Source organism: Streptosporangium brasiliense, from assembly GCF_030811595.1.
GTDB classification, from domain to species: Bacteria; Actinomycetota; Actinomycetes; order Streptosporangiales; family Streptosporangiaceae; genus Streptosporangium; species Streptosporangium brasiliense.
This window is the reverse complement of sequence record NZ_JAUSRB010000002.1, coordinates 7,470,841-7,494,413: the sequence shown is the minus strand read 5'-3', so window position 1 is coordinate 7,494,413 and position 23,573 is coordinate 7,470,841. Positions and strand designations below refer to the sequence as shown.

The window sequence follows — 23,573 nt, the reverse complement described above, 5'->3', positions numbered from 1 at the left end:
CGACGCTTTCGCTGCACCCGCCCTTCTGAAAATGGTCCGGCACCTCAAGCAAGGTGTCGGACCATTTGGTCAATTCTCATCGATTGGCGGCAAGGGGCAAGGGGCAGGGGGCGGATAATTCTGGCTTCTGTATGGCGATGTGTTTACAGCGAGCCGTTTTCATCGTGGCTGACGGGCGGTCTCGGTGTAGTGCAGGACGAGGATGGCCTGCACGATCGCGGTCATGCGGCGAGGGCAGCAGCGCTGCTTGGTCAATATCTTCCGGGCCCTGAGGGTGGCGGCGGCGCGTTCGTCGAGTGCCAGGGTCTTGGCGTGGAGCTCATTGACTCATCCCCGGTGCGGCAGGTTCCACAGGTGGAGGGTGGTCTGGTCCTTGGCGACCGTGTACCAGGCGGCCTGCCCCGCTGATCGGGGAGATCCCGCGACGGAGAAGGGGTAGGCAATCCGGCCGCGCAGGGTCATCGTACGTGGGTCGACAAGCCAGTGGTGGGGGGCGTCCGCGTGGTACTCGGTGCCGACCACGGCGGTGTCGTCGTATGGGAACGCCGCCTCGTAGTCCCACCGAACGCGGTCGTCCTCGTTTGCGGGAGGGGGCACGGCTTCCTCGGCGTCCAGATGCCGCAGTTCCATGCCGTCCTCCGCCCGGTGCAGGTAGAGGGACCACTGCCCCAGATCCGTGGTCAGGAAGTACTCCCCAGACGGGCTCACGGCGAGGAGGACCTCCTCGATGAACCGCTGGACAGTGAGTCTCGCGCCATCCCAGTGTCCCCACAGCACGGGCGAGTTCTCCTCGCCCTCGCCGACAGTCAGCCCCATGTGCGCCGGGTCCGGGTGGGGGAAGTGAGTGGAGCTCGATCCCACGGTCATCGTCTCGGCCCGGGTCAGCACCGTGCCGTCGGCGGGGTCGAGGATCAGCCATTCCTCCTTGGTGTCGCGCCCCGAGTGGTTGCGGATGTGGGCCCAGAGGAGCCGGCCGTCCGAGGAGAAGGCCGCCGAGCCGCTGTCCGCGTGGCCGTGGTGGTAGTCGTCGGCGTACTCGGAGAACGAGGCATGGGCCTTGGTGCACACGGCGGCGGACCAACAACCGTGCCGGATCTCCCACCGCACGGCGCCGGTCGAATCCACGGCTCGCAGCGCGTGAACGCCGGCGAACACGGCGAGATCACCCGCGGGAGAGACCGCCACCGAGCCGTACCGGCGGGGCCAGGGCGCGGGGAAACGGACCTCCGTCCCGTCCCCGTCCAGGTTGCGGACGGCCAGCTCGGTGTCTCCGCGCTGCACCAGCAGCCTGCGCCCAGGCCAGTGCAGCACCTGTGGACCGTCCGCCGACGCGAGGTCGAGCGGAGCGGTGGCGGTGACCACGAGACGAGCGGCGAACTGGTTGGAATCCCCGTGGATGGCATCGTTCGGCACAGTCGTATGGTTTCACGCGCCTCGGATGGTGCAGGCGGCCTGAAGTCAGCCGCTCTGTCCAGAGTCTCTGCACCGTGTCTCAGGCCTGGATAGATCTCCAGGACTCCACAGCCGCTTCGGCGATGGCCTCGATGCGGTGTCCGTATGTCAGATGTCCATCAGACACGAAGCTGCCGTCCCTGAACGGCAACCCGCTGAACGTAGCGCGGAAGTGCCGGGGAGGTCCGCCCGGTGGGAGCGGCTCGTATGCCGCCAATGGCGCCATGTCATAGCTCGACCGTACCCCGTGCTTGTTCCGCGCCACCTGATGAGCCGCTACGCGAAGCAGCGCGTCAAGGCCCTTGTCCAGGTAAAGCTGCAACTGGCGGAATTGACCGTCAAGGTACTTCCCGTGAGCTCGGGAAGGGTGCTGCAGGAGATACGCACAGACCACAGGCGCGTGCCACTTGTACATGTGAGGATCGGCCTGCTCCTCAGAGAGGATTGCGTGGTAGTAGTCCACGCATAGGCCCAGCGGGCCGGCGACTGCGCCGCAGTCGCACTGAGCCGCAACGGGGTTATCTGCCATGGTCTGCAACATAGGTGGCCGGCAACAGCCTTGTCGACGGGATTTCGGCGCCGTCCGATGTCCTACCGGGCTGTATGCGGTAGGCCGTGGCACCTGGCAGGCCACGGAGCGCGGCTGGAGTACTGCCAGGCATACGGACAGCCTGGTCCACCTCCTTGCCGCCATGGTTCCCTGGATCAGCTCTTCGTGAAGCGCGTCCCAGCGACACAACGGAAGCGGCCTCATGGTCACAGACGTGATCATGAGGCCGCTCCCGTTTGATCTGCTTCGCCAACAGTGTCTCCGAAGACCGGCGGGCACCGGCCCATCACCGCAACGCGTTGATGAGCTCCTCCGGCTCAGGCTTGGAGAAGTCCAACGGACAGCCGTTCTCCTCTGTCTGGGGACCGGGGAGGTCGACGAGGCGACCACGCCATGGGTATCTCGAACGATCCAGGTACTGGCGGCGCTGCGGGCGGTGCGGCGACACACCACCCAGCGGGTGGTCGTCCCCGTCCACATCGACGCCGAGGAGCTCAAGAAGCTCCTGCTGTTCAACCGCCTGCTCAACGGTGAGCAGGTCACCATGTCCAGGGACCGGCCGCCTCTGCCCGCCCGAGCGCGGGAAATCCTCCCGGAGGGAGAGCGGGAGGCGCACCTGCGCGCAGCGCGGTGATCTTCAAGCGGTGGGGAGGCTTTCTCGCGTCTTGGGTGCGGAGTGTTCTCAATCACCTTCGGATGCGATAGAAGATCATTCGCACCTACTGTCTTACCTTGAGGTATACGTGAAGAAGTTCCTTCGTCTTCTCGCGGCCCAGCTGTTCGCCGCGATGTTCCTTCTCGCCGCCTTCTCCGGTCCCGCGCGTGCCGACACCCCTCAGAGCGACGCCGAACTCGCCGCCGAGTGGCAGGCCGCGTGGGACACCTACAGGTTCTACGACTCCGCGCCCCCTCCCTCTCCAGGTTCGGGGCAGAGCAGGGAGAAGGCCATGATCTCGGTCGAGATCGACGCCCCGGTCGAGCAAGTTTTCGATAAGTATTCGAACATCAACAACCACATCGGCATGCATTCGTTCCTGAAGCGTGTCGTCACCCACAACGACCGGCTTCAGGCCGGCACGCGCTACATCGACTTCACGGCCATCGAGGAGATCCCGTACGAGGGCGCGATCGTCACCAGCAAGACGCATGCGCAACAGCGCATCGACCGCGCCGCCCTCAAGTACGAGACGGACACCTGGTCGCTGCCCGGTGTCGTCACGCACCAGAAGATCGTCTTCGAGGAGGTGGACGGCGGGAAGACCAGGGTCACCGAGCAGCTCGTCTTCGACGCGGACACCTCGCTGATCGACTTCGTCGTCACGAACGGCGTCGCCTCCCACCAGGCGACGCAGGCAGCCCTCAAGCAGGCGATCGAGAGCGGCCAGCTCTGATCCGTCACCGGGCGGGACCCGCTCTTCGGCGCGTCCCGCCCGGTCCACCGCTCCTGTCCGCGGCGGGGGGCGGCGACTCGGTCGGCAAGTCGGACCCGGCTCCGGCCGTCCATCGGACGACGGCTCATGAAATACCCTCCGCCCCAAGACGGGCCTGTCGGAGCGTTGCCGATCAGCCGCCGACTGCCCGTCCCGGGGTTGCGAGGGTGTCGAGGGCGTCATAGTGCTCACCGCGAGGCTTCCTGATCTTTCCGCCCGTCTTCTCGCCGGTCGGCTGCATCGAGGACGCCTGCTCCGCCTCGTGCTCTACACCAGCGCCCTGACGGCCGAGCCCGCCGCGGTCCGCTCCCGCGTGATGCGGCGGCGCCGGGTCGGCAGCCCGAGCGTCGGGTTGGCGACGCCCCAGGCGGCGCCCTTGCAGACCAGCTCCTTGTAGACGGCGGCGAGCCGTCCGGTCAGGACCGCCTGCACGGCGCGGTCGTCGGCGGTGACGTACTGGATCAAGCCCTCCTTGCGGCCCAGTGAGATGCACTGATTGAAGTAGCGGATCGGCACGGTCGAGAGCTTCCCGCCGGTCAGGCGCGCCGCGATCGCGTCGGCGGCCTGCCACGCGGTCGGAGTTCCCGAGGCGCACGACATCCGCAGCGGCTTGTCCCCAGGGCCCATCACCATGGCCGCGTCGCCGACGGCGTACACGTCCGGGTGCGAGACCGAGCGCATGGTCCTGTCGACCACGATCTGGCCGGTGCCGGTGACCTCCAGGGTGGTCGCCTCCGCGATCGGGTGGACCGCGAAGCCGGTGGTCCACACGGTGACCGCGGCCGGGATGGCCTTGCCGTCGGCGGTGGCGACGCGCTCGGCTCCGACGCCGGTGACGGCGGTGTGCTCGTGCACGGTGATCCCGAGCCCGCCGAAGACCTTCCGCAGGTGCTCGCGGCCCTTGGGCGAGAGCCAGTCCCCGAGGTCGCCGCGGGCGGCGAGGGCGACGTCGAGGTCCGGGCGGGCCTCGGCGATCTCGGTCGCGGCCTCCACGCCGGTGAGGCCGCCGCCGACGACGACCACACTCTGCCCGGCGTCGAGGCGGGCCAGGCGCTCGCGCAGCCGGAGCGCTCCGGGGCGGCCGGCGACCTCATAGGCGTGCTCGGCGGTCCCGGGGACGCCCTGAGCGTTCCAGCCGCTGCCGAGGGCGTAGACGAGCGTGTCGTAGGCGAGTTCCTCGGTGCCGTTCGCGTCGACGACCGCGACGCTCTTGCGGTCCACGTCGACGCCGGTGACCTTCGCGAGCCTGAATTCGACGCCGGTGCCGGCGAACATCTTGCGCAACGGCCGCAGCTTGAGGTCCTGACCGGCCGCCAGCTGGTGCATGCGGACGCGTTCGACGAAGTCGGGTTCGGCGTTGACGAGGGTGATGGCGACGTCCTCGCGGCGGAGCCGCTTGGCCAGGCGGCCGGCGGCGATGGCTCCGGTGTATCCGGCTCCCAGGACGATGATGCGGTGCTGCATTTCCTGCTCCTGTCTGTGCGGTTCTGCCCCTTGAACCGGACGGCCCGCCGTTTCCTGACAGGGACGCGATGTGAAGCACGTCACATAGCGATCAGAAGGCGTTGAACAGGGGCTCCCCGTGGTCGGCGGCCGCCCAGTGCGCGGTCGCGCGGTCGAGCTTGTCGGGGTTGACCTGGTTGCGGAACGCGGCGATGCCCTCGGTGGTGACCTCCAGGCACATGACGCCGATGATCCGGCCGTCCACGACGGCCACGACGGCGGGGTCGCCGTTGGCGGTCCAGGCGTAGACCTCGAGCGCGCCGCCGACCAAGGCGCGCATGGCCGTGCTGGGTTTGAACAGGCCCCGCAGGAACTTCGCGACCGCGACGACGCCCTCGAACGCCTTGGCGCGGGCCGGGACCTTCCCGCCGCCGTCTCCGATCGAGATGGCGTCCTCGGTGAGCAGGCGCACGAGCGGCTCGGTCTGGCCGCTGGTGGCGGCTGCCAGGAACTCCTCGACGATCCGCCGGGCGGCGGCCTCGTCGATCTCGGTCCGGGTCCTGCCGTCCGCGACGTGTTTCTTGGCGCGGTGGAAGATCTGCTGGCTGGCGGCCTCGGTGATGTCGAGGATCTCGGCGATCTCCCGGTGCGGGTAGCCGAAGGCCTCCCGCAGCACGTACACCGCCCGCTCGTTGGGGGACAGGCGCTCCATGAGGGTGAGGACCGCGTAGGAGACCGATTCGCGCTGCTCGGCGGTTTCGGCCGGGCCGAGCATCGGGTCCCCGGCGAGCAGCGGCTCGGGAAGCCATTGGCCCACATAGGTCTCGCGGCGCGCCCGCGCGGAGGTGAGCTGGTTGAGGCACAGGTTGGTGAGGACCTTCGTCAGCCAGGCCTCGAGGACCTCGATGCGGTCGACGTCGGCGGCCTGCCAGCGCAGGAACGTCTCCTGCACGGCGTCCTCGGCCTCCGCGGCGGAGCCGAGGAGGCGGTAGGCGATGGCCTCCAGGCGCGGCCTGACGGCCTCGAACCGGTCGACGTCGTTCGCGGTCAAGGGCATGGCCCGATCCTAGAGCGGGCGACGCGGGTGCCGCGAGGCGATGCCGCGGGCCGGGATGCCGGTGATGGTGTCGCTGGAGCGTTCCTGCCGGCTGGATGGTGTTCGGCTCCAGCAAGTACGACGAGACACCCCCGTGGAAGCCTCAGCAGTACGGCGAGACACCCCCGTGGAATGTGAGGCGACGCGCCGACCTCACATTCCGGGGTGTTGTCTTGTCGTACTGCTGAAAGCACATGGGACGAAGGAAAGTCGGCGACACCATGACCACCCCATCCGAGCCAGGAGACGACCGGCTCGACCCATCCGGGCCAGGAGACGAGCGGGTCGATCCGGGCCTGAGCGCGATCATGAGCGAGCGGCGTCAGCTGATCAATCTCGCCTACCGGCTCCTCGGATCCCTGGCAGAGGCCGAGGACGCCGTCCAGGAGACCTACGCCCGCTGGTACGCCATGTCCCGACAGCAGCAGGAGGCCATCGCATCGCCCGGCGGCTGGCTGACGACGGTCGCCGGCCGTATCTGCCTGGACCTGCTCGGCTCGGCACGGGCCCGGCGCGAGCGCTACGTGGGCGAATGGATCCCCGAGCCGCTGCCCGACCGGACCGAGTGGATCAGCGGACGGCCGGGCGGCGCCACGCTCGACCCGGCCGACCGGGTCACCCTGGACGAGTCGGTCAGCATGGCCTTCCTCGTCGTGCTCGAAGCGATGACCCCGGCCGAGCGGGTCGCGTTCGTCCTGCACGACGTCTTCCGCTACTCCTTCGCCGAGGTGGCCGAGATCGTCGGCCGTACCCCGGCGGCCTGCCGCCAGCTGGCCTCCTCGGCCCGCCGCCGCATCCGCGCGGCGCAGACTCCTCCCGCTGCTCCGGCAGCCCCGCAGGCCGGCATCGTCAGGGACTTCAAGCGGGCCTGGGAGGCCAGGGACATCAACGCTCTCATCGGCCTCCTCGACCCCGACGCCACGGCGATCGCCGACGGCGGCGGCCTGGTCAGCGCCGCGCTCCACCCGATCGAAGGCGCCGAGCGGATCGCCCGCTACTGCGTCGATGTCGCCGGCGTGGCATCCGACCTGGCGATCCTGGAGCGTACGGTCAACGGTCAGCCCGGCCTGGTGCTTCAGCTGGACGACGTCACCGTGGCGGTGATGGCTTTCGAGGTCAGAGGTGACCGGATCAAGCGCATCTGGGGAGTGCGGAACCCCCAGAAGCTCCGGCCATGGACGACGGACTGACGCGCGCTGCTCACCTGGGACGGCCGGACCTGCGCCGTCCCAGATGAGCAGCGCTCACCAACGGTGGGGATCGCTCTGTTGCGATGCTCGGCTCCGGTCGAGCCGAGCATCGCCAGGCCGGCGGCCCAGCCGGCGGGATCGCCCATCAGAGAACCGCTTTCGGATCCGGGTCGGACCAGGACGGCATACATCCTCGTCCTCCCAGGTGGGAGGCGCTTTTCTCAGATGAACGATCAGGCCGGCTCACATTCCCGGCGGAAACCAGGCTTGAAGGTTCTGAGGGTTGATCGGCACCGAGACATGTTCGTGCGTGATCAACCACTTGTCGTTCGACCGTCGGCAACAAACCGTCGACCGCACCCATATCGCGCTCTGGAGTCCGTTCTTCCGCGTTCCGCTGTCCAGGTGGAGCATGTGCGCGAGCGCGAAATCCGCATTCGCCGCAATGGCGAGGTCATGCGTCTCCAGGCCGATGGGGCCCTCGTATTCATCGAACCACCGCACGAAGTTGCCGCGGACTTCATCGGATCCCGCGAACTGGAGAGGAGGAACGACATCGTAATAAACGATGTCGGGGGAATAATGTGACATGAGTCGGTCAATGTCCTTTGCCTGGCAGGCGTCGACTCGACTCTCCAAGAGCGCCCTGACCTCGGAATCGTTTGAAGTCATCGCATCCTCCGTCCAAGAATCTGACCGCGACCAGCTCACCTGGCGACGGCCCCTGTGGTCTCAGTGGTCCGACGACGCAGCCCGCTGGAGTGTGAGGCGCCACAAGCTGACGGACCTGCCGTACCAGCCCCGCCGGTGTTCCGTGCTGGATCAGGCGGCGCGGCCGGCTTTGAGCGAGGCCGCGGTGTCGACGACGCGGTGACCGCAGAGCTCGGTCGGCTCCGCATCCCCGAGTCACCAAGAGTGATCGGGCGGAGTGTCCGAAAGTTTGCTAACCTGTCCGCCTTCGTTGCAGCGTCGATGCTGCTCTCACCGATGATCCGGGGCGCCAGCATGGGGGACGGGTTTCCGCGTCGTGTGCGGTCCGGGCTGCGATCTGACGCTCGGCGCAGTCCACAACCGCACGAACTGGTCCATCTGGACACACCTTCCGGAGTCACACCGCACGAGTGGCGCGAGTGCACTCCCGCCATCACGCTGATGCCGGGCGATGGGAGTGGGCAGTCGTCGCAGGACCCCGAGGAGTGGGCGGCGCACGCCAACATGGAGCGGGCCGCGCATGCGCTCGGCGTGGTGCTGGGGCGGCTGGGCAAGGACGATCGGGAGAACTTCCAGCAGTCCTTCCACCGCGTCTGCTGCCTCAACTCCCGTGACCCCGAGGAGATCCTCGTCGTCAACCAGGTCCTTCATCTCCTCGACGAGGAGATGAAGAAGCCGGACTACTGCTGACCCTCGCCTCGGCGGAGGTGATCGGTCAGGTCTTCACCGAGGCGTCTGGGGAAGGGGCCCGTGCTGTGCGGGAACCCCAGCCGCCGGGCCAAGCCACCGACATGGAGCCGCACCGCCGCCTCGACCAGCGTGGCGTAGCCGTCCGTCGCCGTGCGGGCGCGGCGCCGGGCCGTCACGGTGATGACCACCGGGACCAGCAGCCCCGGCCACCACAGCGCACCGACCAGCAGATACAGCAGGCCCCAGCCGCCCAGCGCCGCGGCGCGACTGACCTCCGTACGTGCGGCGGTGACCGCGGAACGAGTGGGCTCGGGGACGTGCAGCCACAGATGGGGCCAGACGACCGCCAGTTCGAGGCCCAGGCTGCGGTGCAGACGGATGTCCACGGCCTGCATTCTGTCGCCCATCCAGGTCGGACGCCGCGGAGCCTCGTCCGAGATCTCGCTCAACCTCCGGGCGGCAACGTCGAGTTCCGCTTCGGCATCCTGCCGGGCGGACCCGTCCAGGGCATGGCTCAGAGCCGCGACGCGGCCGACCTCGTCACGGCGGAGCCGGTAGCGCTGCTGTCGTCGCGCCACACGGCGGTGTGCGAGCCATCGCAGCGGTGGCCCCCACCGGCGCCAGTCGGCGGCGAACCAGAGCCGCTCCAGCAGGGAGCCGATCGCCTGCGCCACGACCCCGCAGGCGGCCGAAGACAGCAGGAACACGATCAACAGCAGCGCGGTACCCGCGACTGAGGCGCTCAGGGACTTCGCCTTGCCATCGGTGATCTCCAGGAGGCGGCCCACCTCGTACCAGCCCGTGTGCCCGAGCTGCCACGCTGCCGCGAGGGTGGCGAGGAAGAGGGCTCCCGGCAGGACGAGCAGGGTGAGCCAGCGCTCGGCGAGCTTCTTCCCCAGCTCGGAGAGCAGGTCGGACACCTCAGGTCCGCTTCAGGAGCATCGGTGCGCGGCCGATGCCGCACACCGGCGGTCCGCCCCGCTCGTCCTCGACCCAGTGGAACCGCGTACAGGGACTCTGCCGCGGACACAGGTAGATGTCCTTCCCCGCGCGCGGCGACAACAGGCCCAGCACACCCGTTCCCTCGCGGGTGCCGCCGTACACCCCCACGGCGTCGCCCGCGTGAACGAGGGCCTGGTGGAGCTCGCGCAGCGGTTCGGCCGGCGAGGTGTCGTTCTCCAGCGCGGAGAGCACTCGATCCAGAGGGGCGGCGTCACCACGCTCCGCGAGCAGCACCTCCCTGATGGCCTGCTGCTGTCGACAGACGTAGGCGATCGCGTTCTTCTCCTCGGCCTGTCCCTGGTCCGGCATCCAGCCCTCCTTCTCGCTCGGCGACCATCTTCGAGATCTTCACGCGGCCTGGCAACTTCCCTGCGCGCACTCTAGGTTGGGCCGAGCGGGCACACAGAAGGGCAGGGAGACGCACCGGCGATGTTCAGGGAACACAAGGACCTTCGTGAGGCGGTCTGGGACAGGCTGCGGTGGATCGCCGAGACGGAGGATCTCTCGCACGCCCTCGCTCCGGGCGCGTCACGGGAGGCCGACCAACTGTCCGTGCGCATCCGGGGCGTGAACCCGGCGGCCATGCCCAAGGACACCGTCGTCGACTGCTACCAGTTGGGCATGCTGCTCTGGTACCGCGGCCTGGCGCGAGAGGACGACGGCGAGCTCGGCCGCGCGGTCTCGTACCTCACCGTCGGCTTCGAGGCGGGCGCCCCCTGCCCGCTCCCCGAGCCACTGCTGCCGTTCGTCATCGACGCCGCGGCGCAGAAGGCGAGCCGGCGGCTGCCGACGCTCGAGACCCAGCCCCGAGCCGTGATCGACGACCAGGTGCGGCTGTGGGAGCGCATCGCGGAATCCTGGCCTTCCGACAGGCCGGGACGTGGGCAGGCACTGTCCCAGCTCGGAACCGTCCTCGCGATCAGACACAGACGCACCGGGGACATCGACGACCTGAGACGGGCCCTGGCCGCCTGCCGCCGCTCCGTCGACGTCACACCGGTGGCCGACGCCCTGTGGGAACGGTGCGCCGGCAATCTCGTGCTCCTGCTCGGGCGGTGGTTCCGGCTGGCCGGCTCGTCGGGCACCCCCTCGGGCGAGATCGCCCACCTCGACGAGGGCATCGCTCTCGCCCGGGCGGTCATCGACAGCGTCCCCGCCGTACCGGCCGCCCACCCCGAGCGCTGCCGGCTCCTGAGCGTTGTCGGGGTGGCCTTGCGGAACCGCTCCCTGCGCTCCGGCAGCACCGCGGACCTGGACGAGGCCATCGCCGTATCCCGCCAGGCGCTGGACACCACCCCGCCGGGCCACGAGTCGCTCTCCCGGCACAGCGCGAACCTGTCCGAAGTGCTGCGCATGCGGTTCGAACGGCGGCAGTCGACCACGGATCTGACCGAGGCGGTCCACGTCGCCGAACGAGGGATCGAGCGGGGTTCGGAAGACGACCCCGAGCGCGGCCAGATCCTCGTGCACCTCGCCGCGGCGCTGCACGAACGGTACCGCGCGGACCGGAACCCGGCGGATCTGGCCAGGGCGGCGTCGGCCGCCCGGGAGTCCGCGCGCACGGTGCCGCCGGAGCACGAGGACCGTGCCGTCACCCTGCACCGGCTCTGCCTCGTGCTGCAGGACTCCTTCTCGAGCACGGGACACACCGGTGATCTGGCCGATGCCGCGGAGGCAGCCCGCGAGGCCGTCGCCGCCTTCAGCGGCGCGCAGCACACACCCGTCCTGGTCAACGCGGTCCACGCCCTGCGCGCATACGCGGAACACCTTGGCGACCCCACGGCAGCCGAGGAGGCCGTACGCCACAGCCGCGAGGCCCTGCGTCTCACCCCCGGAGCGGGCGACGACCGTGCGCAGGCTCTCGTCCTGCTCGCCGCGGCGCTGGAGACCCGGCACGGACTGCGGGAAGACCGGCCCCCGACCGAGTCGGACCCCTCGCGCGGGCAGTGCCCGGATCTGGACGAGGCGATCAGACTGCGCCGCGAGGCCCTGCGCGTGGACGAGCCCGACTCACCGGCTCGGGCTCTGCGCCACGCTCATCTCGCCATCGCGCTCCAGCGGCGAGCCGAGCACCACGCGGGAAGCCGTGGTGCGGAGCCGGTCGCGGCCGACCTGGACGAGGCCGTCGGACACGGCGAGGCGGCGGCCGGACTCCTGGACGAGGAGCACGCGGACCGGCCCGCGGTCCTGGCCAACCTGGGCGCCGCCCTGCAGAGCCGCTTCGGACTCACCGGCGACCCGGCCGACCTGGACCGGGCCGTGCGCCACGCCCGCGCAGCCCTTCGCGTTATGGGCGAGGACCATCCCGAACTTCTGAAATGCCGGCAGCTCCTCGCGGACGTCCTCCACGGGCGCGGAGTGCGGGAGGGGCGGGTGGCGGACCTGGACGAGGCCGTGGCCATGGGCCGGTCGACGGTCGACGCGGCCCGTGCGCAGCCGTCCGGCGAGGCAGCCGGCCTGTTGTCGACCCTGCTGTCGGATCTCGGCGAATGCCTGCGCGCCCGCAGTGAGCTCACCGGGTCGCGCGCCGACCTGAACGAGGCCATCGCCCTGGGCCGCCGGGCCGTGGCCGCCACCGCCAAGGACGGAGTCACATGGCCACTCACGGTGAGCCGGCTCGGCGTCGCCCTTTACCGGCGTGCGAGGACCGGGACGCCCGGCGATCTGACCGAGGCCATCATGATGACCCGTGCGGTCCTGGCGTCGGCTCCGGCGACCAGCCCCCTGCGCGCGGGTGGCAGGTCCAATCTCAGCCTCATGCTGTGGGCCCGGTACGAGGACACCCAGGACCTGGCGGACCTGGACGAGGCCATCGGCCTCGTGCGCGCCGCCCTCGGTGAGCTGACGGCGGACGACGATCCCGCCGCGGTCGCCCTCTGCGCCTCCAATCTCGGTGCGGTGCTGCGGCTGCGCCATGAGGCCACCGGCGACACCGGCTCGTTGGACGAGGCGATCACTCTGGCACGGCAGGCGGTCCAGGGCGTCGCACCCGGCCATCCGGACCGGCTGAAGGTGCTGTACGGCCTCGGTGTGGCGCTCCGGTCCCGGGCCGAGAGGAACGACTGCGCGCAGGACCGCATGGAGGCGGCCCGCGTGCTGGCCGAGGCGGCGGACGCGCCCGCGGCGGCCGCCGCCCCGGCCATCCGGGCGGCACGGATGGCGGCCTCCCTGCTCATCCGTCCGACGGACACCGACCCCGCCTCATGGGAGCGGGCCGCCCACCTGCTCGAAGCAGCGGTACGGCGGCTGCCGACGGTGGCACCACGGCGACTCGGGCGCCGGGACCAGCAGACCAACCTCGCTTCCCTCGCCGGGCTGGCCGCCGATGCGGCCGCACTCGCGCTGAACGCCCCGGGCGCTCCCTCTCAGCAGGCGGCCGCCCGCGCCCTGCAGCTCCTCGAACAGGGCCGGGGCATCCTGATCGGCCAGGCACTGGACACCCGTGGTGATCTCACAGAACTGAGAGCCGGACACCCGGAACTCGCGCGGCGGTTCGAGACGCTGCGCGACGGACTCGACGCGATCGACGACACGGACGGCTTGACGCTGCCGCTGCGACCGGGCGCGGAAGGCAGCCCGGACTTCGCGCTCGCGCCCGCTCCGCACGACCGCCGAGCGCGTATCGCCACCGCGCTGGATGAGACGGTGGCGCGGATCCGGGAGTTGCCCGGCCACGAGGCCTTCCTGCTGCCGCCGGATGCTGACGCCCTGGCACGGCAGGCGACCGAGGGCCCGATCGTGCACATCAACGTCAGCGGCTACCGCAGCGACGCGATCCTGGTCACGAAGGACGGCATCCGTTCACTGGCCCTTCCCGGTCTGACCGCGCCGACGGTCATGGAGCAGGCCGACGCCTTCTACGCGGCCCTTTCCGACGCGCACGACGACGACCTCGACCCGCCTCGCAGGATCGCCGCCCAGCGCACGGCCCGCACCGTCCTGGAGTGGCTGTGGGACGAGGCCGCCGGCCCCGTCCTGGACGGACTCGGATTCACTGCGCGGCACGGGAACGGTCCGCTGCCCCGGATGTGGTGGATCCTGGGCGGACCTTTGAGCCTCCTGCCGATCCATGCCGCGGGCCGCCACACCGGGCCACCGGGGGAGTGCTCCCGCCACACGGTCATGGACCGGGTGATCTCTTCATACACACCGACCGTGCGCGCCCTGGCCCACTCGCGCGAACGTGCCGCGGCCCCAGCCGCCACGGACCGTGCGCTGATCGTCGCCATGCCGACCACCCCCGATCACGGCCCCTTGGGGTACGCCGAGTCCGAGGCCGAGCGGGTCCGCCTCCACTATCCCGACTCGCGGCTCTTGATCCGTCGCGACGGCACCCCGGCCGGCGGTGAGCACAGCCCCGTCAAGCGCCACGTCATGGACGAACTGCCGCAGTGCGCGGTCGCTCACTTCGCCTGTCACGGCCAGAGCGACCCGCTGAACCCGTCCAGCGACCGGCTCCTGCTGGAGGACCACCACACGGCCCCCCTCACGGTCGCCGAACTGGCCCGCCACCGCCTGGGCAAGGCCCGGCTCGCCTATCTGTCGGCCTGCGGTACGGCGTGGAGCCCAGCCGCCGGCCTCACGGACGAGTCCATCCACCTCGCCTCGGCCTTCCAGCTCGCCGGGTTCCCTCATGTGATCGGCACGTTGTGGGACGTCTGGGACGAGGACGCCCCGGACATCGCGGACGCCGTCCATCGGAGCATGACGTCCGGACACGGCGGCCTCCGCACGGACAGCTCCGCTCAAGCCCTGCACGGAGCGGTGCGTGCCGCCCGCGACCGCAACCCTCGTACCCCGACCCGATGGGCATGCCACGTCCACTACGGGGCATGAGCGGGCACCTCGGAGGTGCTTCCTGGGCTCAGCGTGCTCGCCGTCACCGGGCCGTGTCCCGCCGATCCCCGTAGGTCTCCCCGCTGCGTGAGCACACCCGGCTGCCCGCTGGGAGCTCCGCGAAGACGGCCACCCCACCAAAGCCGAGGTTGCCGCCGCAGTGGATTCCGAGATCAAGGTGGAGTCTGGACATTCCATTCGAAGGAGGATTGAGTGATGAAAGTTAATTCGAAGATTTCGGGGTTGATTGTGGGTGCATTTTTCATTCCATTGTCCTTGATTGGGTGCACGGAGAGGGGGGAGTCGGGTGGGGAAACAGAGATTTTCGAAATTGCCAACACCGAAGAGGTTGTCGGCAAGAGGGGTGAAGAAGTGTTGACGCTCAGGAAGCACTATATGATCCTGAATCCACCGAGGGACCTGATGGATCTGAAGGATTCGGTTGAAGGATACGTCAAGGATCATCCGGTCGAAAGTGGGAACAGATTCCTTCATCTGTCTTTCTACAGGGAGAGTGGCGACCTGCCGAAGGACTGGCAGCCTGATGAAGGTTACCTGGACACGGACCGGCTGGAACATCACAAAAACGATCTCATTGCATCGATCAATTGGTCGGACGCCCAACCCGAAAAAGAATACGATGTCTATGACAAAAGTGAGGAAGGAAAAATCCTGAAGCGGATGCGTTTCGTTGAGGATCGGCTTGTTGAGTGAGTGCGCCGGACCGGCGCGCCTCCCGCACAGCGGGCCTTCGAGGAGGCTGAGCGCAGAGATCGGCGGTAGGGAGTTGATCTTCGCGCCGGGGGCAGGCGGGCAGGGGGTGTCAGCCGGCCTTGGGCGGGTCCTGCGGCTGCGCGTGCTGCAGTTGGACGCAGCATTCACCGGGGCGTGGGGCGAGGATCGCCTGAACGGCCGTGGCTTGCAGTCCTTGCAGGTATCCGGTGAGGAAGGCGTGGTTCATGCCGCAGACGAGGTCGGGGGCCTGGGCGGCGAGGGGGTGAAAGGGGCAGTTGTGCAGCCGTAGCCGGTCGGGGGCTTCCCGGGTGGGTTCGAAACCGTGCTGGTCGAGCATGGGCTCGCACAGGGTCAGGCCGCGTTCGGCGCCGAGCCGGCCGGGGCGCAGGCGTGCGCGGTCCTGCTCGCCGAGTTCGTGGCCGCGCTGCCTGGCGGTGCGTACGACGGCGTCCGCGGCGGTCTCGTTGTCGCCTTCGGTCAGGACGGCCTGGAGGAGGAGGCCGGCCAGCAGTTCGTGGCGGCGGTCGGGGATGCTGACCTGGATGGGGCTGTCGGTCGGCTCGTAGACCTTGGGTTGCCGGCCGACCTTGCGCAGTCCGGTGGGGGAGACGTACCGAGCGCGGAGCAGGCCGGCGTCGACCAGCTTGTCCAGATGGAACGCGGCGAGTTTGCGGGAGATGCCGACGCCGGTGGCTGTCTCCTCGCGGGTGACGGGCTGGCGGGCACGGCGGATGAAGGCGAAGATCTGCCGCCGGGTGCCCTCGCCGAGCACGCTGAGGGAGTCGAGCGCGGCGTCCGCCGGGGAGGTTGGCTGGCTCATGTCGGAGGTCACGCCTTCACGATAACGCCAGCGTGCATTGTCAGGCGATGGGGAGCAGCATGTCATCGGCCTTACTTGACCACCGTCTCCAATAAGACCAAAATCTATTGGTGAAAAGGAGGTGGCCGTGATGACCCAGCCGCATCAGGCCAAGCAGCCGGTCAGCGCCATGCTCGCCGGCCCGTACGGACACCCGTTCCATCCCATGCTGGTCACGATCCCGATCGGCGCCTGGGCGGCCAGCCTGGTCTTCGACATCGCCTCTCTGCTCGTGGCGGATCCGCGCTTCCTGTCCCAGGGGGCGATGTGGCTGATCGCGGTCGGCGTGATCGGCGCCCTGGGCGCGGCGATGGCAGGATTCCTGGACCTGTTCGCGATCCCCACGGGCACCCGCGCGTTCCGGCTGGCACTGACCCACATGACGCTGAACCTGCTGGTGACCGCCGCCTACCTCGGCAATTTCCTGTGGCGGCACTCCGAGACCGTCACCGGCAGCGTCGCCGCCGGGCCGCTGACGCTCAACGCCGCCGGCTTCCTGACCTTGGCCGTGTCGGGATGGCTGGGCGGCAGGCTCTCCTACCGCTACGGCGTCCGCGTGGCCGACGAGGCGACCCAGGCCGAAGGGTTCGTGCCCGCCGGCCGTACCCACTGACACACCGCATCGGCTGCCGCACGGTCCCCGTGCGGCCACCATGATCAACCTGGAGTTCTCATGAACATCGCCGCACTGGTCACCTGGGTGATCACCGCTCTCGGTGGCTTCTACATGCTCGGCACCTGGCTCTCGCGCGGCGGCGCCCGCGGCGGCAGCCACCTGCCAGTCCCGGTGATCTTCAGCCATTTCGCGCTGGCCGCCGTCGGCCTGGTCGTCTGGATCGTCTACCTCATCGCCGACCTGGACGCGCTGGCCTGGATCGCCTTCGTCCTGCTGGTGCCCGTCGCCCTGCTCGGGGCCGTCATGCTCAGCCGGTGGATCCCGGTGTACCGTGCCCGCGCCACCGTCGCTCCGGCGGCAGGCGAGCACACCGCCCCCGCCGAGCGGCACTTCCCGGTCGCCGTGGTGGCCGCGCACGGGCTGCTCGCCGTGGTGACCGTGCTCCTGGTCCTGCTCTCCGCCCTGGGCGTCGGCGGCAGCTGACATGCCCCAGGGCTCCACCGCCTTCCCCCCAACGGGAACGACTACCATGACCTCCACCGTCCTCGGCGCCCTGCGCACCGATGCCCGCCCACGCAGCGAATTCCGCGCCCTGACCGGTCTGCCCGGATGACCGGCGCGTCCCAGCACAGCTCGAAGGACCATCGTCATGGAAATCTGGATCAACCCCGCGTGCAGCAAATGCGCTTCCGCGCTCTCGCTGCTGGATGACGCGGGCGCCACCTACACCGTGCGGCGCTACCTGGAAGAACCGCCGACCGCCCAAGACATCGAAGACGTGCTGCAGCGCCTCGGCATGCAGCCCTGGGACATCACCCGCCTCACCGAACCCACAGCGGCCGAGCTGGGCCTCACCGCGTGGCCGCGCGACGAGAGCCACCGCCGGCAGTGGGTCACGGCGCTGGCCGCCCACCCGATCCTGATCCAACGGCCCATCATCACCGCGGACGACGGAACGGCGGTGGTCGGCCGTTCACCCGACTCCGTACGATCCCTCCTGCCGTAGCGGCCGGGCCCACGCCGGGGCCGCACGCCCTGTCCGCCCTGCCCAGACTCGGGGCGCATCTGATCGGCGGGGCGGGACCGCTCGTTCCGCTGCGTCCGCCCGTACGGCGGTGCCGGGCTAAGATCGCGTCCCGTGCTTCCGGATAGTTTCTGGCGGATTATCAGGGTCGGATTAGTAGGTCTGGTCCTTGCGGCGGCGGCCGCGGGCCTGGTGCTCGGCGACGCCTGGCTCTGGGTGGCCGTCGAATGGTCGCCGCCGGCCTATACGGAGTTCTACGCGCGCGGCGGGTTTGACACCTCGACGGTTGTGGCGCTGCTCGGGGCCGCTCTGGTGAAGGCCGTGCTCCTGTGGATGATCCTGCGTACCCCCGCGCCGGGACCGCTGGACCGCCGGGCGAAGGCGCTGCGCCGACTGCTGTATCTGGCGGTGGCGTACACCCTCGTGCTGTGGTACCCGATCGCGCTGCTCCCCGACGCGGTCGACGCGGCATTCCAGCTCGCGCTGTGGACCGCGGTCGACGCCCTCTACCTGCTCGTCATCCGCTGGCGGTCCCGCATGCTGCGCGCGGCGGCCGGAGCGATGTTCGCGGTCGAACTGGCCGGGATGGCCGACGAACTGCTCGACGAACTCGACCTCCCGGAGCTTGGATCGGGCGGCATCGTCGAACTGGGCTTGATACTGGGCGGAGTGGCGGCGACCATCATCACGGTCGTCGGGCAGCGGCGCGACGGCCGGTGGAGCCGCGGCACGCAGGCGGCCGGGTGGTTGTCGGTGGGCGTCTACGCGCTGGTGATCCCGCTCAACTTTTTCTTCGGAAGGGTCTCCAGCGGCAATCTGGCGATGGTGGTCATGATGGACGCGGTGTGGCTCGTCAGCACCGTGTGGATCGCGGCGACCGCCCGTGAACTGCCCGCTGAGGGCCGCCCGGCGGATCTTCCGCCCGCGCGGCGGCGCGTGATCCGCGTCGCGGTGGCGGCCGTGGCCGTACTGCCGATCATCGCACTGATCCACCCGGAGCAGACCCCGCACCTCACCTACACCGGCTGGTCGATGGACTGCTATGACCGGCCCAGCTTCGGCGACCTGAAACCCGCGGAACGCGACGCCGAGTTCCTGTGCCGGGCGCGGAGCACAGAGGGCGGAGTCCCGCCCATGTTCCCGGACAGCCTGTCGGACCAGCAGATCCTCGCGCACGGGCGGGCGCTGTGCCGTACAGAGGGCCGCGACGGGCAGAAGGCGATTCTGACGCGGGCCGGGAGCGCGCGGCCCGCCTGGGGCGCGGATCCGTGGGACCTCGTCTACGTCTGTCCGGAGATCGTCGGCGCAACCCATCCCGAGCTGCTGCGGTCGACCGCGGAGACGGAGGCGGCGAACGCCGCCTACCTCGCCGAGGAGAACGCGAAGTGCCGCGACCCGTGGCCCCGGACGAAGGGTGTCGTCCAGGCCACGGCCAAATACTTCCTGTTCGTCGACGGCGATCCCGGCTATCTGGTCCACGACCCGAAAGACGGAGCGGCCGACGAGGCGGCGGAGCAGGCGATGGAGAAGGTCTACGACGACAGCACCCTCATCGGGGTGGCCGGCAGCGCGGTGCTCATCGGGCACGTCGAAGACGTCGTTGATCTGTGCCTTGCCGTGAAGGCCTTCCGCGCCGCGCCGCCACTGCGGACGGCCGGGTGGGATCAGGTCAACGAGGTGCCGATCGTCAGCCGCAGCGGCCGGCTCACCGTGCCGGAGATGGGCGAGGACGGAGAAGTGGGCGCGGGTGCCCCGATGCCGAACCTGGCGATCGCGGGGAAGGGCCGCTACCGGCTCCGTGTCTACGTGCGGGTCGACGATGCAGGGGAGGAGCAGCACCTGGTCGTCGTGTTCCCGGGCGCGTCGAGGAAGCGGCTCAAGCTGAAGCCGTGAGCGGTGGCGGGGCGCACACTCTTCTCCGCCGTGGGTGCCGATCTCTCCGCCCCTGCCGGAGCATCTTCCTCAGCCCGATGACGGGCTCTACGGAACGGGGGCTGTTATACGTCGGTTTCGAGACGGTACGGGCGTGTTTCATTGCTATGGTCGCGCGCATGCGATCGAATTACCTCGCCTGGGACGATGCGGTGGACCTGTTCGAGCGGCGCGGGCTGCCGAAGGGGACGTACGAGAACCTGTACGAGGAGGAGTACATCCTGGTGCCGGGTCCCGCCACGGTGACCGGCGAACTCCCCCTCGACGAGCACGAGCGGGCACCGTGGCGGGAGGACACGCCCGAGGCGGCAACCGGGTACGTCGTGGACGGCGACCTGGTCGTCGACGGGAACATCACCGCTGTGGACGACGGGGCCGCCGCGCTGATCGTCCTCGGGGACCTGCGGGCGAGGAACATCTACCTGGCCGGTGACGCGAAGCTGGTCGTGCGCGGCAACGTGACGGCCGAGACCTTCGTCGGCGACATGACCGACAAGCTGGTGATGATCCATGGGGACCTGCGCACCACCGTCTCGATCTTCTGGAACGAGTTCTGCCCTGACCTGGTCACCGGCGCCCTCCACGGCAGGACCCTCGCGCCGGCCTACCTCGACCTGTCCACCGCCTCCATCGGCACTCTGATCGACCCGGCACCCGAGGTCCCGCTCAGCCACCTCCTCGTGCCCGAACTGCTGATCACCGGCACTCCCGGCCCCGACGACCTCCCCGAGTTCGGCATCCGCGGCGACACCCTGCGCGACCGCCTGCTGGCCGGCCTCCCCCTCACCACGACCCCCTGACCCGCAGCGGTAGCGGCTCGTGGGCGTCGGCCCATAGAGGGTTCGACAGATGACGGACAGCGCAGCCCCGGGGCCGATGACGCTTCCGGGGCTGCGTGGTGGCTCGTCAGCCCGGCCGCGGGGGAGAGGCGGTTCTACAGGGAGGCCGGCCGAAAATGATCTGCGCCATAGCTTGGTCTTGGCCAGGGTCGCGTCCACCTCCGATGAACGGCCGCGAGCGGGAATCCGAGATCGCGAGAAAATATTTTGCCGCGCGGCACAACACCTTCACCCCTTCGGCCGTCTGGGACATGACGACCGAAGGGACGACAAGTGGATGACGAACCGGGCTTCGACGACTTCGTGGCCGAGCAGGCAGATGCGCTGCTCCGCTACGGATACGTCCTGACCGGAAACCCTCATGACGCCGCCGACCTGGTCCAGGAGGCTCTGGTACGGCTGCGCGGTGCCTGGCCGAAAGTGCGACGCAAAGACAGTCCGCACAGCTATGTCCGGACCACGATGGCGCGGCTGCACATCAGCATCTGGCGGCGGCACAGGCGTGAACACCTCACCGGAGAGCCGCCGGAGCGGGTTCACCACGATGCCTTCCCTCCCGATGAGGATCAGGGGCTATGGGAAGAGCTGGCCGTGCTGCCCCGCAGACAACGTGCCGTGCTGGTGCTGCGCTATTACGAGCAGCTCACGGACGCCGAGATCGCCGAAGTGCTCGGCATCTCTCCCGGTACCGTACGCGGCTATGCCTCCCGGGGCTTGGACAAGCTGCGTTCCTCCCTCTCCCCCTCACCGGTGACCCACGGGAGCATGCGATGACCGATCTGGAAGACAAGTTGAGCCGCGTCCTCTCCGGGGCGGCGCACCGCGCGCCGCAGGCGCCGGCCGGGCTGAGCGCGGCGGTCAAGGCGCGCCATCACCGGCGGCGGGCGCGGGCCGCCGCCGCGCTCGCGGCCGCGGCCGTGATCGTGGTGGCAGGCGGGGCGGGCGCGGCGGTGAGCGCCCTGCGCGCGACGGCCGCGCCGCACCCCGCGGTCAACGCGACCGGCGAGGCCAAGCCGTCTGCGGGTCAGCTCCCGCCGCCCATCGAGAAGGTGTGGCCGCAGGCCGTACACAAGATCCCGGCCACGTTGCCCGACGGCCGCGACTACTATCCGCAGCTCCTTCTCGACGATCGCACGCTGCTGGTCATGACGGGCGTTCTCGACGGGAACCGTCAGTTCCTGTGGGGCTACGACCTGGACACCGGCGTGCCCAGGCAGATCGCCGAGATCCCCCCGACGAAGGGGTCAGCGATCTTCGCCGACGACGTCGCCGCCGGTGGCGGCAGCATCGTCTGGTGGGCGTCCTACAAGGAGGCGGGCGGCCCGCGGGTCGCCCGCATCTGGACGGTGCCGGTCACCGGCGGCCGGCCTCGGCCGGTGACCGACGTCCCCCTCGGGAACGTCATGAAGCAGGGGCACATCAACGGGCTGACGGTGGTGGGCTCCGACGTGGTCTTCGCCTACGAGAAGGGCGGGGTCTACCGGGTGCCGCTGAGCGGGGGCCGTCCGCAGTCGGTGAAGGGCGCCGAGCGGCATCACATCCTGCAATGGCCGTGGGTGGGCGCCCACCACGGAAAGGCGATCTTCCGCGAGCTGCTCAACGCCGAGACCGGTGAGCGGCGCGACGCCGTGGTCAGGGCTGATGAGGAGGTCAGGTGCGGCGTCGAGCGGTGCGCGGGCATAGCGGTGCGATACAAGACCGTCAAGGTCGAACGTCCCCGCGACCGCTCCGGGAAAGAGATCAAGTGCGGCACCCGCCGGTGCCCGGACACGGCGCGGACCCAGACCGTCCTGCGCAGGTTCGTCCGCGACCGCGACGGCTCCCGGGAGCGCGAACTGCCGCCCGGCTTCCAGATCGGCGACGACGCCGGCCTTGAGCGCTTCTTCAAGGTCAGTGGGATGAGTCCGGAAGACCGGGGCGTCCTGACGCTCTACGACGTCGACACCGGCAGGTCCGCCGATCTCGGCATACGGCCGGACGGCACAAGAGGCATGGCGATCCCCGACGGCGGCCTCGACCGGCTGATGACCTACCAGATCGGCAACGAGATGTACGTCCTGGACCTGGCCACGATCAAGTAAGGGATTCGAGACGGCAGGCGATGTCTCGCCAGAGACCGTTTGACGGGAAGTGCGCAGGCGGGTGACACCGGGGGCGCGCACTTCCCGTCAGACGACCACACTCCGGCTCCGGCGACAGTGGGTCCAGCCTCGCCTCCGCTGTGAGCTGCGACAACGACGGATTCCGCAACGATCGCTAACCTGCGGGCTATGGAACGGCGTGACATTGAGATCTTTCTGACCCTGGCCGAGGAGCTGCATTTCGCCCGTACGGCCGAGCGGCTGGGCGTCAGCGGCGCCCGGGTGAGCCAGACGATCAAGCAGTTGGAGCGCCGGTTCGGCGTCGCGCTGTTCCAGCGGACCAGTCGGCAGGTGACGCTCACCCCGGTCGGCAGCGCGCTGCGTGAGGATGTGCAGGCCGGATATCAACGCATTCAGGAGGGCATCGCCAAGGCCATCGCCGCCGGGCGTGGCTTTTCCGGGATCTTGCGGGTGGGCTTCTCCAGTCCGCTGGTGGGGGAGGCCATCATGGCAGCCGCTGAGGCGTTCCGCACTCGCCATCCAGACTGCGAGGTGCGCATCCGCGAGGTGCACCTGTCGGATGCGTTCGGTGCGTTGCGCACCGATGAACTCGACCTGCAGGTCACCGAGCTGCCCGTGCAGGAGACCGACCTGTCGAGCGGGCCCGCCCTGCTGCGTGATCCCCGCGTGCTGGCCGTCTCCTCCGGGCATCCTTTCGCCCGCCGCGACAGCGTCACGGTGGAGGATCTCGCCAGGGACACCGTGCTCGTGCCCGCCGACGCGCCCGAATATCTGCTGGACGCGCTCATCCCGGCGCAGGCGCCCAGTGGGCGTCCCATCCAGCGCGAGCAAATACTGACCTCGCGGCAGGAATTGCTGACGCTGGTCAGCGGCGGCGCGGGGATGGCCGTGGTGGGCAGCCAGGCCACGCGGTATCACGCCCGGCCGGACATCGTCTACGTGCCCATCGCCGACCTGCCGCCGATCGAGTACGGACCGGTCTGGCCGGTCGGCGGCCAGACCAGCAGGGTGCGTTCGTTCACCACGCTCCTCCGCGCGGAGCTCGATCGCTAACCCAGGAGTTATC

At 69.5% G+C, this 23,573-nt stretch carries 22 protein-coding genes and 1 pseudogene; 14 read left to right on the top strand and 9 right to left on the bottom strand.

Annotation, left to right across the window (positions count from 1 at the left end; genetic code table 11):
• Positions 1-159: 159 nt before the first annotated feature.
• From J2S55_RS43320 to J2S55_RS43310, 3 genes and pseudogenes are all read right to left on the bottom strand, one after another.
• Positions 160-327, bottom strand: a pseudogene (locus J2S55_RS43320) (IS5/IS1182 family transposase); the annotation flags it as partial.
• Positions 328-1,413, bottom strand: coding sequence for a hypothetical protein (locus J2S55_RS43315; protein ID WP_306873457.1), 1,086 nt, complete (start codon positions 1,411-1,413; stop codon positions 328-330).
• A gap of 79 nt (positions 1,414-1,492) precedes the next feature.
• Positions 1,493-1,981, bottom strand: a complete 489-nt coding sequence (locus J2S55_RS43310; RefSeq protein ID WP_306873454.1) for a DUF5946 family protein — start codon at positions 1,979-1,981, stop codon at positions 1,493-1,495.
• Between the two features lie 457 nt (positions 1,982-2,438).
• On the opposite strand from J2S55_RS43310, the gene J2S55_RS43305 reads away from it, so the two are divergent.
• On the top strand, positions 2,439-2,636 hold the full coding sequence (locus J2S55_RS43305; RefSeq protein ID WP_306873452.1) for a hypothetical protein: 198 nt from the start codon (positions 2,439-2,441) through the stop codon (positions 2,634-2,636).
• Between the two features lie 109 nt (positions 2,637-2,745).
• Positions 2,746-3,393 (top strand): SRPBCC family protein, encoded by a 648-nt coding sequence (locus J2S55_RS43300; RefSeq protein WP_306873449.1) that lies wholly within the window; start codon positions 2,746-2,748, stop codon positions 3,391-3,393.
• Between the two features lie 306 nt (positions 3,394-3,699).
• On the opposite strand, the gene J2S55_RS43295 is transcribed toward J2S55_RS43300, so the two are convergent.
• Together J2S55_RS43295 and J2S55_RS43290 are read right to left on the bottom strand one after the other, a co-directional pair.
• On the bottom strand, positions 3,700-4,896 hold the full coding sequence (locus J2S55_RS43295) for an NAD(P)/FAD-dependent oxidoreductase (protein WP_306873446.1): 1,197 nt from the start codon (positions 4,894-4,896) through the stop codon (positions 3,700-3,702).
• A gap of 91 nt (positions 4,897-4,987) precedes the next feature.
• Positions 4,988-5,932 (bottom strand): RNA polymerase sigma-70 factor, encoded by a 945-nt coding sequence (locus J2S55_RS43290; RefSeq protein ID WP_306873444.1) that lies wholly within the window; start codon positions 5,930-5,932, stop codon positions 4,988-4,990.
• 260 nt (positions 5,933-6,192) lie between these two features.
• Between J2S55_RS43290 and sigJ the strand changes: the two genes are divergently transcribed.
• Positions 6,193-7,161, top strand: coding sequence for an RNA polymerase sigma factor SigJ (gene sigJ / locus J2S55_RS43285; protein WP_306873441.1), 969 nt, complete (start codon positions 6,193-6,195; stop codon positions 7,159-7,161).
• A gap of 243 nt (positions 7,162-7,404) precedes the next feature.
• Here sigJ and J2S55_RS43280 read toward each other — a convergent pair whose 3' ends face one another.
• Positions 7,405-7,833 carry a YybH family protein gene (locus J2S55_RS43280; protein WP_306873438.1) on the bottom strand — a complete coding sequence of 143 codons (429 nt, stop codon included), beginning with the start codon at positions 7,831-7,833 and terminating at the stop codon, positions 7,405-7,407.
• A 480-nt stretch (positions 7,834-8,313) separates the two neighbouring features.
• On the opposite strand from J2S55_RS43280, the gene J2S55_RS43275 reads away from it, so the two are divergent.
• On the top strand, positions 8,314-8,562 hold the full coding sequence (locus J2S55_RS43275; protein WP_306873437.1) for a hypothetical protein: 249 nt from the start codon (positions 8,314-8,316) through the stop codon (positions 8,560-8,562).
• Here the strand turns inward: J2S55_RS43275 and J2S55_RS43270 are convergent.
• Both J2S55_RS43270 and J2S55_RS43265 read right to left on the bottom strand, forming a co-directional pair.
• Positions 8,553-9,482: a hypothetical protein gene (locus J2S55_RS43270; protein ID WP_306873436.1), complete on the bottom strand. Its 930-nt coding sequence runs from the start codon at positions 9,480-9,482 to the stop codon at positions 8,553-8,555. The two genes, J2S55_RS43275 and J2S55_RS43270, sit on opposite strands and share 10 nt — an antisense overlap.
• 1 nt (position 9,483) lies before the next feature.
• Positions 9,484-9,873, bottom strand: coding sequence for a hypothetical protein (locus J2S55_RS43265; RefSeq protein WP_306873434.1), 390 nt, complete (start codon positions 9,871-9,873; stop codon positions 9,484-9,486).
• Positions 9,874-9,993: 120 nt separating this feature from the next.
• On the opposite strand from J2S55_RS43265, the gene J2S55_RS43260 reads away from it, so the two are divergent.
• Positions 9,994-14,400, top strand: coding sequence for a CHAT domain-containing protein (locus tag J2S55_RS43260; protein ID WP_306873431.1), 4,407 nt, complete (start codon positions 9,994-9,996; stop codon positions 14,398-14,400).
• 216 nt (positions 14,401-14,616) lie between these two features.
• Entirely contained in the window at positions 14,617-15,114 is a 498-nt protein-coding gene (locus J2S55_RS43255; protein ID WP_306873428.1) for a hypothetical protein, read from the top strand.
• 109 nt (positions 15,115-15,223) lie between these two features.
• Here J2S55_RS43255 and J2S55_RS43250 read toward each other — a convergent pair whose 3' ends face one another.
• The gene (locus J2S55_RS43250; protein ID WP_306873426.1) at positions 15,224-15,967 is read right to left on the bottom strand and encodes a helix-turn-helix transcriptional regulator; all 744 of its coding nucleotides are present in this window, start codon (positions 15,965-15,967) and stop codon (positions 15,224-15,226) included.
• A gap of 118 nt (positions 15,968-16,085) precedes the next feature.
• Between J2S55_RS43250 and J2S55_RS43245 the strand changes: the two genes are divergently transcribed.
• From J2S55_RS43245 to J2S55_RS43210, 8 genes are all read left to right on the top strand, one after another.
• Positions 16,086-16,607 (top strand): DUF2231 domain-containing protein, encoded by a 522-nt coding sequence (locus J2S55_RS43245; protein WP_306873425.1) that lies wholly within the window; start codon positions 16,086-16,088, stop codon positions 16,605-16,607.
• Between the two features lie 60 nt (positions 16,608-16,667).
• Positions 16,668-17,093, top strand: coding sequence for a hypothetical protein (locus J2S55_RS43240; RefSeq protein WP_306873423.1), 426 nt, complete (start codon positions 16,668-16,670; stop codon positions 17,091-17,093).
• A gap of 166 nt (positions 17,094-17,259) precedes the next feature.
• Positions 17,260-17,616, top strand: coding sequence for an ArsC/Spx/MgsR family protein (locus J2S55_RS43235; RefSeq protein WP_306873421.1), 357 nt, complete (start codon positions 17,260-17,262; stop codon positions 17,614-17,616).
• A gap of 132 nt (positions 17,617-17,748) precedes the next feature.
• Entirely contained in the window at positions 17,749-19,527 is a 1,779-nt protein-coding gene (locus tag J2S55_RS43230) for a hypothetical protein (RefSeq protein WP_306873419.1), read from the top strand.
• Between the two features lie 158 nt (positions 19,528-19,685).
• Positions 19,686-20,366 (top strand): polymer-forming cytoskeletal protein, encoded by a 681-nt coding sequence (locus J2S55_RS43225; RefSeq protein WP_306873418.1) that lies wholly within the window; start codon positions 19,686-19,688, stop codon positions 20,364-20,366.
• 312 nt (positions 20,367-20,678) lie between these two features.
• Complete coding sequence (locus J2S55_RS43220; RefSeq protein WP_306873416.1) at positions 20,679-21,179, top strand: SigE family RNA polymerase sigma factor; 501 nt, start codon at positions 20,679-20,681, stop codon at positions 21,177-21,179.
• Complete coding sequence (locus J2S55_RS43215) at positions 21,176-22,486, top strand: TolB family protein (protein ID WP_306873414.1); 1,311 nt, start codon at positions 21,176-21,178, stop codon at positions 22,484-22,486. Before J2S55_RS43220 ends, J2S55_RS43215 begins: the two co-directional genes overlap by 4 nt.
• Positions 22,487-22,675: 189 nt before the next feature.
• Positions 22,676-23,560: a LysR family transcriptional regulator gene (locus J2S55_RS43210; protein ID WP_306873411.1), complete on the top strand. Its 885-nt coding sequence runs from the start codon at positions 22,676-22,678 to the stop codon at positions 23,558-23,560.
• Positions 23,561-23,573 lie beyond the last annotated feature (13 nt).